14 protein-coding genes are annotated in these 13,113 nt (G+C 71.6%); 9 read left to right on the top strand and 5 right to left on the bottom strand.

Annotation, left to right across the window (positions count from 1 at the left end):
• The first annotated feature begins 61 nt into the window (after positions 1-61).
• Together ACZ69Q_RS24195 and pgfA are read left to right on the top strand one after the other, a co-directional pair.
• Positions 62-196, top strand: a complete 135-nt coding sequence (locus ACZ69Q_RS24195; RefSeq protein WP_269645629.1) for an SPW_0924 family protein — start codon at positions 62-64, stop codon at positions 194-196.
• 28 nt (positions 197-224) lie between these two features.
• Positions 225-1,217: a cell envelope lipid trafficking protein PgfA gene (pgfA, locus tag ACZ69Q_RS24190; RefSeq protein WP_471045286.1), complete on the top strand. Its 993-nt coding sequence runs from the start codon at positions 225-227 to the stop codon at positions 1,215-1,217.
• Here pgfA and ACZ69Q_RS24185 read toward each other — a convergent pair.
• Both ACZ69Q_RS24185 and ACZ69Q_RS24180 read right to left on the bottom strand, forming a co-directional pair.
• Positions 1,207-3,873 carry an ATP-dependent RNA helicase gene (locus tag ACZ69Q_RS24185; RefSeq protein WP_471045285.1) on the bottom strand — a complete coding sequence of 889 codons (2,667 nt, stop codon included), beginning with the start codon at positions 3,871-3,873 and terminating at the stop codon, positions 1,207-1,209. The two genes, pgfA and ACZ69Q_RS24185, sit on opposite strands and share 11 nt — an antisense overlap.
• Positions 3,874-3,889: 16 nt before the next feature.
• Positions 3,890-4,744 carry a class I SAM-dependent methyltransferase gene (locus tag ACZ69Q_RS24180; protein ID WP_471045593.1) on the bottom strand — a complete coding sequence of 285 codons (855 nt, stop codon included), beginning with the start codon at positions 4,742-4,744 and terminating at the stop codon, positions 3,890-3,892.
• Between the two features lie 375 nt (positions 4,745-5,119).
• Between ACZ69Q_RS24180 and rpsA the strand changes: the two genes are divergently transcribed.
• The 4 genes from rpsA (at position 5,120) to ACZ69Q_RS24160 (ending at position 8,909) form a co-directional block, all read left to right on the top strand.
• Positions 5,120-6,619 (top strand): 30S ribosomal protein S1, encoded by a 1,500-nt coding sequence (gene rpsA / locus ACZ69Q_RS24175; protein ID WP_471045282.1) that lies wholly within the window; start codon positions 5,120-5,122, stop codon positions 6,617-6,619.
• 215 nt (positions 6,620-6,834) lie between these two features.
• A complete protein-coding gene (locus ACZ69Q_RS24170; RefSeq protein ID WP_471045279.1) occupies positions 6,835-7,773 on the top strand; it encodes a PAC2 family protein in 939 nt (312 codons plus the stop codon).
• Positions 7,774-7,842: 69 nt separating this feature from the next.
• On the top strand, positions 7,843-8,478 hold the full coding sequence (coaE, locus tag ACZ69Q_RS24165) for a dephospho-CoA kinase (RefSeq protein WP_471045277.1): 636 nt from the start codon (positions 7,843-7,845) through the stop codon (positions 8,476-8,478).
• Positions 8,479-8,528: 50 nt separating this feature from the next.
• The gene (locus ACZ69Q_RS24160) at positions 8,529-8,909 is read left to right on the top strand and encodes a tetratricopeptide repeat protein (RefSeq protein WP_471045275.1); all 381 of its coding nucleotides are present in this window, start codon (positions 8,529-8,531) and stop codon (positions 8,907-8,909) included.
• A 34-nt stretch (positions 8,910-8,943) separates the two neighbouring features.
• Here the strand turns inward: ACZ69Q_RS24160 and ACZ69Q_RS24155 are convergent, their stop codons facing one another.
• The gene (locus tag ACZ69Q_RS24155) at positions 8,944-9,285 is read right to left on the bottom strand and encodes a DUF6343 family protein (RefSeq protein ID WP_471045272.1); all 342 of its coding nucleotides are present in this window, start codon (positions 9,283-9,285) and stop codon (positions 8,944-8,946) included.
• A gap of 54 nt (positions 9,286-9,339) precedes the next feature.
• Here ACZ69Q_RS24155 and ACZ69Q_RS24150 point away from each other — a divergent pair, with 54 nt between their 5' ends.
• On the top strand, positions 9,340-10,251 hold the full coding sequence (locus ACZ69Q_RS24150; RefSeq protein ID WP_471045270.1) for an acyltransferase domain-containing protein: 912 nt from the start codon (positions 9,340-9,342) through the stop codon (positions 10,249-10,251).
• 89 nt (positions 10,252-10,340) lie between these two features.
• Positions 10,341-10,805: a DoxX family protein gene (locus ACZ69Q_RS24145; RefSeq protein WP_471045268.1), complete on the top strand. Its 465-nt coding sequence runs from the start codon at positions 10,341-10,343 to the stop codon at positions 10,803-10,805.
• A gap of 178 nt (positions 10,806-10,983) precedes the next feature.
• Here ACZ69Q_RS24145 and ACZ69Q_RS24140 read toward each other — a convergent pair whose 3' ends face one another.
• Positions 10,984-11,571 carry an RNA-binding S4 domain-containing protein gene (locus ACZ69Q_RS24140; protein WP_471045267.1) on the bottom strand — a complete coding sequence of 196 codons (588 nt, stop codon included), beginning with the start codon at positions 11,569-11,571 and terminating at the stop codon, positions 10,984-10,986.
• A 50-nt stretch (positions 11,572-11,621) separates the two neighbouring features.
• On the opposite strand from ACZ69Q_RS24140, the gene ACZ69Q_RS24135 reads away from it, so the two are divergent.
• Complete coding sequence (locus tag ACZ69Q_RS24135; RefSeq protein ID WP_471045264.1) at positions 11,622-12,383, top strand: uracil-DNA glycosylase; 762 nt, start codon at positions 11,622-11,624, stop codon at positions 12,381-12,383.
• A gap of 17 nt (positions 12,384-12,400) precedes the next feature.
• Here the strand turns inward: ACZ69Q_RS24135 and ACZ69Q_RS24130 are convergent, their stop codons facing one another.
• Positions 12,401-13,078, bottom strand: coding sequence for a GntR family transcriptional regulator (locus ACZ69Q_RS24130; RefSeq protein ID WP_471045261.1), 678 nt, complete (start codon positions 13,076-13,078; stop codon positions 12,401-12,403).
• Between the last annotated feature and the right edge of the window lie 35 nt (positions 13,079-13,113).

Genomic DNA, 13,113 nt, shown 5'->3' with positions numbered 1-13,113 from the left:
CGCAGAAGCAGATGTAGCCGCAGAAGCAGATGAATCAGCTCCGGGGTTCCGGGAGGCCCGTATGCGTGCCCTGATCGCCGCCGCGACCGGCCTCGCCGTCGCGCTCGCCCTGGTCCTCGCGCTCACCGCGATGGGCTCACCGACGGGCGAGACCTCCCCGAAGCCGCTGCTGACGACGGTGCCCGCACACCCGTAACCGCCCCGCCCGGGAGAGGGAGGCCGAGATGCGCCGCAAGGTCAGTCTGATCCTGCTCGCCCTCGCCGTGTTCTTCGCGGCCCTGTCCCCGCTGCTGCGCTGGTACGCCTACCCGCGCCTGGCGAAGATCCCGGCGAACCAGTACCAGGACATGGTCCTGGAGGCGAAGGACGCGACCCTCCTCGACTACGGCACGATGAAGGCCCGCAAGGTCCCCAAGGTCACCATCGTGCAGACGCTGAAGGGCAACGTCGAGGAGTCGGAGAAGATCGAGAAGACGGCCGGCAAGGACGTCGTCGTCTGGGACGGCCTCTCCTATGTCGTCGGTCCCGACGGCAAGATGGTCTCCAAGATCCCCGAGCGCTACATCTTCGACGCCCACAGCCAGGAACCCGTCCACGCCACGGGCGAGATGGTCGACGGCGATCCGGTCAGACGGCAGGGCATCGAGTTCAAGTGGCCCTTCCTGACGGAGAAGCGGGACTACGAGTACTTCGACGCCCAGGCACGGATCACCGCCCCCATCCACTACAAGGGCACTCAGGACTTCCGCGGTGTCGAGGTCTACTACTTCGAGCAGACCATCCCGTGGACCAAGGTGACGTTCCCCAAGACGATGCCGGTCCAGGGCATCACGCCGGAGTCCGTCGCCAAGACGGGCACCACCCGCTGGTACACCACCGTCCGCAAGTTCTGGGTCGAACCCCTCACCGGCGCCCCCGTCTACGGCGAGGAGATCCACAAGGAGGAACTGCGCGGCGGCACCCTGCTCGGTGGCCGCGACAAGGTGACGGCGTTCGCGGGCCACGTGAAGATGCGCGAGGACTACATCGACTACACCGTCGACCTCGTCAGCTCCAACCGCACGCTGGTCCTGCTGCTGACGTCGTACCTGCCCTGGGGCTTCCTGACCCTCGGCGTCCTCCTCCTCGCGCTCTCCCTCTACCTGGAGGCGCGCGGCCGCCGCCCCGGCGGCCCGGAACCGACGAAGGAAACCGAGCCGGAGCCGGTCACCGCCTGAGCCGGGCGTTGGTGTGCCGGGTCGGCTCGGCGCCCGCGGGATCCTCGGGCCACGGGTGCTTGGGATAGCGACCGCGCAGCTCCGCCCGTACGCCCTTGTAGCCGTCCTTCCAGAAGGAGGCGAGGTCCGCGGTCACGGCCGCGGGCCGGCCGGCGGGGGAGAGGAGATGGACCAGGAGCGGCACCCCGGCCACGGCCGGCGACTCGTGCAGGCCGAACATCTCCTGCAACTTCACGGCGAGCACGGGCTGCTCCGGATTGCCGTAGTCGATCCGGATCCTGGACCCACTGGGTACGGCGATCCGCTCCGGGGCCAGCTCGTCCAGCCGCCCGGCGTCCCCCGAGGCCCACGGGAGCAGCCGCGCGAGCGCCGCCCCGGCGTCGATCCGCGCCAGGTCGCCCCGCCGCCGGGCCCGCCCCAGCTCGGGCTCCAGCCACTCGTCCACGCGCGCGTGCAGCGCGTCGTCGCGGACATCGGGCCACGGCTCCCCGAGATGCAGCCGCAGGAAGGCGAGCCGCTGCCGCAGTACGCCGGCGTCGGCGGACCAGCGCAACAGGCCGAACCCTTCCTGCCGCAGCCCTTCGAGCAGAGCGTCGCGTACGAGAACGGGGTCGGCGTCCTTCAGAGGCCGCACCGCGAGCTCTATCGCCCCGAGCCGCTCGACCCGCCGGGCGACGACGTCCCCGTCGGCCCAGTGCACCTCCTGGCCCGCGTGATACAGCGAGGCCGCCGCCGACCGAGCCGTGTCCTCGTCCACCGCCGCGGCGAGCTGCACCCGCGCGTGCCCCTTGCCCACGGGCCGGTCCGCCACAGCCACGGCGATCCACTGCGCACCCCGCAACGGACTCCCGTCACGCAACTCGGCCCGCGTCCCGGAGGCCATGAGATAGGAACCACCGTCAGCCTTGGCAACACGCTCGGGGAAGGCGAGGGCAGCGACAAGCCCGGCGATTCGCTCGTCTCCGCCGTGCGCTGAGGCGCGGTCGCTCTTGCCGGGGGCCGGGGTGCGGTCGTTGCCGCCGTGCGCCGGGGGCCGCTCGTCTCCGCCGTGTGCCGGGGTGCGCTCGCCTCCGCCATGCACCGCGGGGCGGTCGCTCCCGCCGTGCGTCGCCGTGCGGTCGTCTCCGCCCCGTGTCATCGCGCTGGCGCCCGCGCCCCGTGCCTGCGTGCCCCCGCTGTTCGTCCGCAACCGCCGTACCTCCGCGCGCCAGCGCCCCGCATAGGCGTCACCGCAGCGTCGGGCCGTCCGTAGCGCGGCGGTCAGGTCGTCGCCGTAGTCCCTCGGGGGCTCCTCGCTCAGGAGCGCGACCACCTCGGCGCCCTCGCCGGACGTGTCCACGAGTGCCCGTCCCAGCCGGGGATGCAGCCCCAGGCGGGCCAAGGCGGTGCCGCGCGGTGTGGCCCGGCCGTCCGTGTCCACGGCGCCGATGGCCGTCAGGACGCTTCTCGCCGCCGCCATCGCGCCGCCCGGCGGTGGGTCCAGCAGGGCCAGCCCCGTCGCCTCCGGGTCACCCCAGCACGCCGCCTGCAAGGCGAAGGCCGTCAGGTCGGCCACCTTGATCTCCGGCGACGGGAAGCGGGGGAGCCGGGTGTCCTCGGCCTCCGTCCAGCAGCGGTACACCGCGCCCGGCGCCTCACGCCCGGCCCGCCCCGCCCGCTGCCGCCCGGCCGCCTGCGAAGCCCGTACCGTCGTCAGGGCGCTCAGCCCGCGGGCGTGGTCGACGCGGGGCTCCCGCGCCAGCCCGGAGTCGACGACCACCCGCACCCCGGGCACCGTCAGCGACGACTCCGCCACGGACGTCGCCAGCACCACCCGGCGTCGCTCCCCGCCGGCCAGCACCGCGTCCTGCACGGCCGCCGGCGCCCGCCCGTGCACCTGGAGCACCTCGACGTCCCCGAGATCCCCCAGTTGCCCGGCCACCCGCGCGATCTCGCCCGTGCCCGGCAGGAAACACAGCACGTCCCCGGCCCGCTCGGCCAGCGCCCGCCGTACCACCGACGCCACATGCGTCAGCAGAGCCGGGTCGACCCGCATGCCGTGCGGCGGCCGTACGGGACGCGTCGGCGGCGCCCACACCACGTCCACGGGGTGCGCGGTGCCCTCGGCCTCCACGACCGGCGCGTCGCCCAGCAGGCGCGCCCACCCCTGCGCGTCCGTCGTCGCCGACGCGGCCACCAGCCGCAGCTCCGGCCGAAGGGCCTGCCGTACGTCCCAAAGGAACGCCGCCACCGTGTCCGCGTCCAGATGCCGCTCGTGGCACTCGTCGAGGATCACGACGTCCACGCCCGCGAGCTCCTGGTCGCGCTGCAACCGCTGGAGCAGCACACCGGTCGTGACGACCTCCACGCGCGCGTGGCGTCCGACGACCCGCTCCCCGCGCACGGTGTAACCGACGCTCTCGCCGACCTTCTCGCCCAGCAGCCACGCCATCCGCCGCGCGGCGGCCCGGGCGGCGATCCGCCGCGGCTCCGCGACGACGACCCGCCGCGCCGGCCCCTCGCCGAGCAGCCCCGCAAGCGCGAGCGGCACCAGCGTCGTCTTGCCGGTGCCGGGCGGCGCGACGAGCACCGCCGTGCCGTGCCCGTCCAGGGCGTCGGTCAGACCGGGCAGGGCACCGCGTACGGGCAGCGCGTCCAGGGCGTCGTAACGGATCACACGCTCAGTCTCTCCCTCAGCCTCCGGCCGGGGGCGCCCCCGTCTCGCTTCGCTCGCACACGAAGATCGCCGTCCCCGGGATCAGGTTCCCGCGCAGCGGCGACCAGCCGCCCCACTCCGAGGTGTTCCAGGCCGGCCACTCCGGCTCGACCAGGTCCACCAGCCGGAACCCCCCGGCCACGACGTCCCGCACCCGGTCGCCGATGGTGCGGTGGTGCTCGACGTAGACCGCGTGGCCCTCGTCGTCCTGCTCGACGTACGGCGTGCGGTCGAAGTAGGAGGCGGCGACGGACAGGCCCTCCGGGCCGGGCTCGTCGGGGAAGGCCCAGCGGATCGGGTGGGTGACCGAGAAGACGAATCGGCCGCCCGGCCGCAGCACCCGCCGCACCTCACGCAGCACCAGCACCGGGTCGGCGACGAACGGCAGCGCGCCGTAGGCCGAGCACGCCAGGTCGAAGGAGCCGTCGGCGAAGGGGAGAGCGCCCGCGTCGGCGCACACCAGAGGGAACGCGCCCCCGATGCGCAACGAGTGCTGGAGCTGGCGGTGGGAGATGTCCAGGGCGACCGGGCGGGCCCCCTGCGCGGCCAGCCAGCGCGAGCACTGCGCCGCGCCGGCGCCGATCTCCAGGACGTCCTTGCCCTTGAGCTCCTCCGGCGGGCCGAGCAGCTCGGCCTCCACCTCGTCCAGGCCCTCGGGACCCCAGACGAAACGGTCGTCACCGAGGAAGGTGCCGTGCTCGATCTGGTACTCGTCCGCGTTGCGGTCCCACCAGCCCCGGTTGGCTCGGGAACTCTCGGCGACGTCTGCCTGACGCCGCGTGGCCTCCGGCTCGTCGGACTCGATCTCGGGCGATACGGGCTCTTGGATGATCGGCTCCCTCGTCGTACTCTTCCGTCACCTGAATGGCGCGGCCCCTTCTCGGCAGTGTCACGAAAGGGACTGCCCAAGGCCCGCGTGGCCTCAAGAGACAGGTTTTGTGCCGGGTATGGGGCGATCCGCCCCGGGTGTGCGGCTTCGCGCATTGACCCTGTCCGGCTGCCCCCGTATGCTACAAGTTGCGCTGCGGGCCTGCGCACCTCAGACGTAGCAGGCTGCGCTCGCATCTGTTGTATGTCCCCTCGGTTGTCGAGGCGCCCCACGATTTTGTGTGGCGCTTCCTTGGCTGTCCGGCTTCTTCAGAGCGATACGGGCTCCCGGCGTAGCAGTACCTACGACTTCAATGTCCGTACCGGAGCCCTTTCCCACATGACGAGCAGCACCGAGACCACCGCCACCACCCCGCAGGTTGCGGTCAACGACATCGGTAACGAGGAAGCCTTCCTCGCCGCTATCGACGAGACGATCAAGTACTTCAACGATGGCGACATCGTCGACGGCGTCATCGTCAAGGTTGACCGGGACGAGGTTCTCCTCGACATCGGTTACAAGACCGAAGGTGTCATCCCGAGCCGTGAGCTCTCGATCAAGCACGACGTCGACCCGAACGAGGTCGTCGCCGTCGGTGACGAGATCGAAGCCCTTGTTCTTCAGAAGGAGGACAAGGAAGGCCGCCTGATCCTCTCGAAGAAGCGCGCCCAGTACGAGCGTGCCTGGGGCACCATCGAGAAGATCAAGGAAGAGGACGGCATCGTCACCGGTACCGTCATCGAGGTCGTCAAGGGTGGTCTCATCCTCGACATCGGCCTCCGCGGCTTCCTCCCGGCCTCCCTGGTCGAGATGCGCCGTGTTCGCGACCTCCAGCCGTACGTCGGCAAGGAGCTCGAGGCCAAGATCATCGAGCTGGACAAGAACCGCAACAACGTGGTCCTGTCCCGCCGTGCCTGGCTGGAGCAGACCCAGTCCGAGGTCCGCCAGACGTTCCTCACCACCCTCCAGAAGGGTCAGGTCCGTTCCGGCGTCGTCTCCTCGATCGTCAACTTCGGTGCCTTCGTGGACCTGGGTGGCGTCGACGGTCTGGTCCACGTCTCCGAGCTCTCCTGGAAGCACATCGACCACCCGTCCGAGGTTGTCGAGGTCGGCCAGGAAGTCACCGTCGAGGTCCTCGACGTCGACATGGACCGCGAGCGTGTCTCCCTGTCGCTGAAGGCGACCCAGGAAGACCCGTGGCAGCAGTTCGCCCGCACCCACCAGATCGGCCAGGTCGTGCCCGGCAAGGTCACGAAGCTGGTTCCGTTCGGTGCGTTCGTCCGCGTGGACGAGGGCATCGAGGGTCTGGTCCACATCTCCGAGCTGGCCGAGCGCCACGTGGAGATCCCGGAGCAGGTCGTCCAGGTCAACGACGAGATCTTCGTCAAGGTCATCGACATCGACCTCGAGCGTCGTCGCATCAGCCTCTCGCTGAAGCAGGCCAACGAGTCCTTCGGTGCCGACCCGGCCTCGGTCGAGTTCGACCCGACCCTGTACGGCATGGCCGCGTCGTACGACGACCAGGGCAACTACATCTACCCCGAGGGCTTCGACCCCGAGACCAACGACTGGCTCGAGGGCTTCGAGGCTCAGCGCGAGGTGTGGGAGAACCAGTACGCCGAGGCGCAGCAGCGCTTCGAGCAGCACCAGCAGCAGGTCATCAAGAGCCGCGAGGCCGACGCTGCCGCTGCCGCCGAGGGTGGCGACGCCGCGGGTGCGGCTCCGGCCGCGTCCGGTGGCGGTTCGTACTCCTCCGAGGGCGCCGACAACAGCGGTGCGCTGGCCTCGGACGAGGCGCTTGCCGCGCTGCGCGAGAAGCTGGCCGGTGGGCAGAGCTGAACGCCCACTGAGCAGTAGCTCTTAATACAGGGGCCGTACCTTTCGGGGTGCGGCCCCTGTGTCGTTCATCTGTGGCGCCGTCGTGGCTTGTCGCGCAGTTCCCCGCGCCCCCAGGTCGCTGCCCGTAGCCGGCAAGATCATGAACTCCTCGTCCTCGGGAATGCCGCCGCCCGTAAGGGTGTTGTCACATATGGACACGAGGAGGAGCGGTCACAGTGCTTGATCCGCAGGGTTTGTACGCATGGGAGCCGAAGGGCCTCGCCGTGGTGGACATGGCGCTCGCCCAGGAGTCGGCCGGTCTTGTCATGCTCTACCACTTCGACGGATACATCGACGCGGGTGAGACCGGCGACCAGATCGTCGACGGGCTCCTCGACTCACTGCCCCACCAGGTCGTCGCGCGCTTCGACCACGACCGGCTGGTGGACTACCGCGCCCGCCGACCGCTGCTGACGTTCAAGCGCGACCGCTGGGCCGACTACGAGGTGCCCGCCATAGAGGTGCGCCTCGTCCAGGACGCCACCGGAGCGCCCTTCCTGCTGCTGTCCGGACCCGAGCCGGACGTGGAGTGGGAGCGCTTCGCCGCCGCCGTCAAGGAGATCGTGGAGCGGCTCGGGGTGCGTCTGTCGGTGAACTTCCACGGCATCCCCATGGGCGTCCCGCACACCCGCCCGGTCGGCCTCACCCCGCACGGCAACCGCACCGACCTCGTCCCGGGCCACAGCAGCCCCTTCGACGAGGCGCAGGTGCCCGGCAGCGCCGAGTCCCTGGTCGAGTACCGGCTCATGGAAGCCGGGCACGACGTACTGGGCGTCGCCGCGCACGTCCCGCACTACATCGCCCGCTCCCCGTACCCGGACGCGGCCCTGACCGTCCTGGAGGCCGTCACGGCGGCGACCGGACTGGTCCTGCCCGGCATCGCGCACTCCCTGCGCACCGACGCCCACCGCACACAGAACGAGATCGACCGCCAGATCCGCGAGGGCGACGAGGAGCTCACCAACCTCGTCGAGGGCCTGGAGCACCAGTACGACGCCGTCGCCGGCGCCGAGAGCCGCGGCAACATGCTCGCCGAGCCGGTGGACATCCCCTCGGCCGACGAGATCGGCCGGGAGTTCGAGCGGTTCCTGGCCGAGCGCGAGGGCGACGGCTGAACGGACGGGCGGGAGCGAGCGGCAGTCCTGCCCGGTGCGCGGTCAGTGGCAGGACCTAAGCTGTCGGTCATGCTGAAGGTGGGCCTGACCGGCGGTATCGGCGCCGGTAAGAGCGAGGTGTCACGGCTGCTCGTGGAACACGGGGCCGTGCTGATCGACGCGGACCGGATCGCGCGGGAGGTCGTCGCACCCGGCACCCCCGGTCTCGCCGCCGTCGTGGAGGCGTTCGGCGAGGACGTGCTCGCCGCGGACGGCAGCCTGGACCGGCCCAGGCTGGGCTCGATCGTCTTCGCGGACGCCGACCGGCTCGCCGTGCTCAACTCGATCGTGCATCCGCTGGTCGGCGCCCGCTCCCGCGAGCTGGAGGAGTCCGCCGCCGAGGACGCCGTCGTCATCCACGACGTCCCGCTCCTCACGGAGAACGGCCTGGCGGCGCTGTACGACGTCGTGGTCGTCGTGGACGCCGCTCCGGACACCCAGCTCGACCGCCTGGTCCGGCTGCGCGGTATGACCGAGGAGGACGCACGCGCGCGTATGGCCGTGCAGGCGACGCGTGCCCAGCGCCTGGAGATCGCGGACATCGTCATCGACAACGACGTACCGCTGGAGGGGCTTCAGTGGCGCGTGAAGGACGTCTGGGACGAGCTCGTGCGTCGAGCGCACGGGGCCCATGAGGACCGGTCGTCCCGCTCGGCACAGGAATAGCCCTGCTGCGTTCGCGCGTTGAACCCTCTCAGTGAGGGAAGGACTCTGCCGTGCCCGAGACCAGCGGTTCGACCGGACGTACTCCGGAGACGCATGTCATCGACTTCCGCGCCGCCGAGCAACTGCTCGCCGCGCGGGACCCGCGGGGCGCGGTGAAGCTGCTCGACGAGGTCATCGCCGTGCACCCGGAGAACACCGCCGCCCGGCTGCTGCGCGCGCGTGCCTTCTTCGCCGCCGCGCAACTGCGGCCCGCCGAGCTGGAGTTCACGATCGTCCTGGAGCGCGAGCCGGACAACGCGTTCGCGCATTTCGCGCTCGCCCGCACCTACGAACGCCAGGGCCGGGCCGTCCAGGCCAAGCGCCACTTCCGGCTGGCGGCCGCGCTCGACCCGAACCCCCAGTACCTGAAGGCGGCGCGGTTCGACGCGTGAGCTACGGCGACTGGGGCGACGGCTCTAGGCGGGACTAGGGGTGGGGGTTCTGCGGCGGCGGCCGGCCGGGGCGGTTCTTCGGCGGTGTGCCGGGCCGGGGCCCGGACGGGCGGTACGGACGGCTCTCGGGCGGGAGGTACGGGGGTATGTCACGGCCCGGCTGGTAGTGCGGCCCCTGGCGGATGTGCCGCAGGATCATGGTCATGTCGATCGTGATCACCAGCCACAGCACCCCGCAGGCCGCCGCCCAGCCGGGGCGTCCCGCCAGGGCGAACGCGGCGGTGCCGAAGATCGCCCAGAGCACGCCCCACACGCACAGCCAGAAACGGACCCGCAGTGCACTGCGCGCCGTCGTAGGCTCACTGCCCGTACGCATCGGATCACCACTCCTTCTTGAAACGTACTCCTCGTTCTTCCCGCAGGGGGCCCAGTGCTGCCGGACACCGATGAACTCGCCGAGTTGCTGCTCGACCTCTCCGTACCCCACGAGGACGTCAACGACCTCGTACGGATGGGCCGCCGGGTGACGGACGACCCCGAGCTGCGCGGGTTCCTGGAGCGGTCCGTCGACGAGCTCGTCCGGGGGATGGGCGAGGTCGGCGGACCGGTCGACCTGCCCGACCTCGACTGGCCCTCGGGTCCCCTGCAGCGCTGCTTCCCGGTGTACGTGTTCGTCGCGGCGCTGCCGTACACCCGTGCCTACCACCGCGAGCGCGGCATCCCGGCCGACGTCTCCCGGCGCACCCTCGCCGACCTCGGGCGGAACATGGCGGTGCACCGCAGGCGGTACGGCCGGGCGGGCGTGCAGGCGCCCTGGTGGCTCATCCATCACTTCCGCGGCGAGCTGTACCAGCTCGGCCGGCTGCAGTTCGAGCGGGCGCGGCTCGGGCAGCGTGCCGGGACGCGGCTCGCGGCGGCGGGGCTCGACGTGGGTCCGGACTCGCTCTGCCTCAATGTGCACATACCCGACTTCCGCGGGCCGATGTCCCCGGCCGCGGTCGACCGTTCGCTGGCCCTGGCCCGGGAGTTCTTCGCGCTGCACTTCCCGCTGGAGCGGTACCGGGTGGCGACCTGCCACTCCTGGCTGCTGGACGACCAGCTCAGGAAGTACCTTCCCGGCGACTCCAACATCGTCCGCTTCCAGCAGCGTTTCCGCGTCGCCCGCGAGGACCGGGAGCCGGCCGACACCGAGCCCGTCCAATTCGTCTTCGGCGACCCGGAGTTGCCGATCGAGAGCCTGCCGCGCGGCACGGCCGTGGAGCGCGCCGTCGGGGACCATCTGCGGGCGGGCGGACACTGGTACATCGGGCACGGGTGGCTGCCGTTCGAGACGAACGGCTGAAATTCCGGTCGTACGGCGATGAGTTCGGGAGCGAGTGCCGGTCTACCTCTGTGACAGCACCACGGACCGCTGAACACAGGAGACCCCCGATGTCCGAGACCACCGCCTCCGTCACCGCCGCCGCATCCGTCAACTCCCGCACCGTCATAGCCGAGTCCGCGACCCCGCGCGGGCGCCGCGCCCGGATCGCCCTGCGCGGCCTTCAGATAGTGCTCGCCCTCTTCTACGCCATCGCCAGCGCGCTGCCCAAGCTGATCGCGCACCCGTCGGCCGCCGAGGGCTTCGACGAGCTCGGCTGGGGCAGCGCGGGGATGTACACCATCGGCGCGCTCGAACTGGCCGGTGCGATCGCGCTGTTGATCCCGGTGCTCCAGTCGGTGGCGGCGATGGCACTGAGCGCGCTGATGGTCGGCGCGTTCGTCGTCACGATCACCGCCTTCGGCGGCGAGAACGCGGCGACGCCGCTCATCCTCATCGTGCCGCTCACCCTGATCGCCTGGGCCCGGCGGAGTTCGAACGCGGATCTGCTGCGGCTGCTGCGACGACGCGCGTGAGCCGACGCCGGCGTGCGCCGATGGGTGCGGGCCGGTGGGGGCCGTTCGCGCAGTTCCCCGCGCCCCCGGGTTGGCGGCCGTCAGGCCGACTCAGGGGCGCGGGGAACTGCGCGATCAGCCATGCGCGGCCCGCACCAGCCGCCGAAACCCGGAGTCCCGAGCTCTCAGGCGACGCATGTCAGCGTTCGCGTGGCCGTCCCGCGCTGCCGCCCATGAGGCCGCGCAGGCGTTCCATGTCGCGGCGGTCCCGCTTGGTGGGGCGGCCGGTGCCGCGGTCGCGGATGCCGGCCGGGGCGACGGCCTCGCGCGGCGGGGGAGGGGGCGAGTTGTCGACGTAGCACTGGGCCGCGACCGGCGCGCCGACCCGTTTGCGGATGAGCCGTTTGACGACGACGATCCGCTCCCGGTTCTCGTGACGCACCCGCACCTCGTCGCCGATGCGCAGGGTGTGCGAGGGCTTCACGTTCTGGCCGTTCAGGCGCACATGCCCGCCCTTGCAGGCGGTGGCGCCCATGGAGCGGGTCTTCACCAGGCGTACGGCCCAGATCCAGCTATCGATGCGCACGGACTCGCCGCTCTGCACACCGGCGGCCTCGGCCGCGGCGACGGCGTCGGCGATCTTCGGGTCGACGGGCTGTTCGGCGCCTGCCGCGTCGACGGGCTGCACAGCGGTCGCCGTGTCGACGGGCTGCTGGGCGGTCGCCGCGTCCGGGGGGTGCCCCTCGGCCGCGTTGCCGCCCCGCTGCTCGTCATCCTCGGCTGCCATGTCTCGACCTTAGTCCCCGTACGGTCCGGGCAAGGCCGTACGGTGGAGCTGTGGACGCCCTCGACGATCTCGACCTGCGGGTTTCGGGCTGCCGGGCCTGTCCGCGGCTGGTCGACTGGCGCGAGGAGGTGGCCCGCACCAAGCGCGCCGCCTTCGCCGACCAGACGTACTGGGGCCGCCCGGTGCCCGGCTTCGGCCCGCCGGACGCCCGGCTGCTGATCGTCGGGCTCGCGCCGGCGGCACACGGCGGCAACCGCACCGGCCGGATGTTCACCGGGGACCGCTCCGGTGACGTGCTCTATCAGGCCCTGTACGACGTCGGGCTCGCCTCGCAGCCCACGTCGGTCGCCGTCGGCGACGGCCTGGAGCTGTACGGCGTCCGCGTCACGGCCCCCGTGCACTGCGCCCCGCCCGCCAACAAGCCCACGCCCGGCGAGCGGGAGACCTGCCGGCCCTGGCTCGTGCAGGAGCTGCGGCTGCTGCGGCCGACGGTGCGGGCGGTCGTCGTACTGGGCGCCTTCGGCTGGCAGGCGACGCTGCCGGCACTGGCGGAGGCGGGGTGGAGGGTGCCCCGGCCACGGCCCGCGTTCGGGCACGGGGTGCGGGTCGGGCTCGAAGGGGGCGGTGGGCTGGAGCGAGGCGACGGGTTCGAAGGGGGCGCCGGGCTCGAACGGGGCGACGGACGCGCCGGGCTCGAACTCTTCGGGTGCTTCCACGTCAGCCAGCGCAACACCTTCACCGGCAAGCTCACGCCCGCGATGCTGCGGGAGGTGCTGAGTGCGGCGGCTCAGGCGGCGGGGCTCGGAAAGTGAGGGGAGTACGCGTGGCGCTAGCGGTCCTCCTGGCTCTCGCCCTCGGCCTCGCTCTCGCCGAAGAGGTGGCGGACCGTAGAGCGGTAGTTGGCCTGCACGTGGGTGAGGGTGTGGGCGCGGGCGCGGTCGGGATCGCCGGAGGCGATGGCCTCGTACAAGTCCCGGTGTTCGGTGAGGAGTTGGGGCCACTCCTCGTTCTGCCGGGTGAGCCAGCGCAGGCGGCCGTCGACCGGCTCCATGACCGAGGTCAGCAGGCTGTTGCCGGCCATGGCCAGGATCCGGTTGTGGAACCGGGTGTTGACGTCGGTGATCTTCTCGGCGTCCCCGGCCTCGGTGGCGCTGGCCGCGGCGCGCAGCAGCTCCCGTAGTTCCGCCAGGTCCTCCTGCGTCGCCCGTGACGCCGCGAGGCCGGCCGCGTACACCTCCAACGCCTCGCGCAGCTCGAAGAGTTCCTTGACGTCGGCGGGGGTCAGCCGTCGTACCACTGTCCGGCGGGGCGTCTCGAAGTGGACGAACCCCTCGGCGACCAGCGCGCGGATCGCCTCGCGGACCGGCACCCGGGAGACCCCGAAGCGGTCCGCCAGCTCGCGCTCGACCAGGCGATCCCCCGGAAGCAGGCGGCCCGCGATGATGTCCTGCCGCAGCGTGGCGAGGACACGCTCGCGGATCGCTCCGAGCGGTTCGATCTTCGTCATGAGGCCATCTTCGCCGACTCCGGGCGTGATTTACG

Source organism: Streptomyces sp. NPDC036764, from assembly GCF_055609385.1.
The sequence above is the reverse complement of the archived record's forward strand: the minus strand, read 5'-3'. Positions and strand labels throughout refer to the sequence as shown.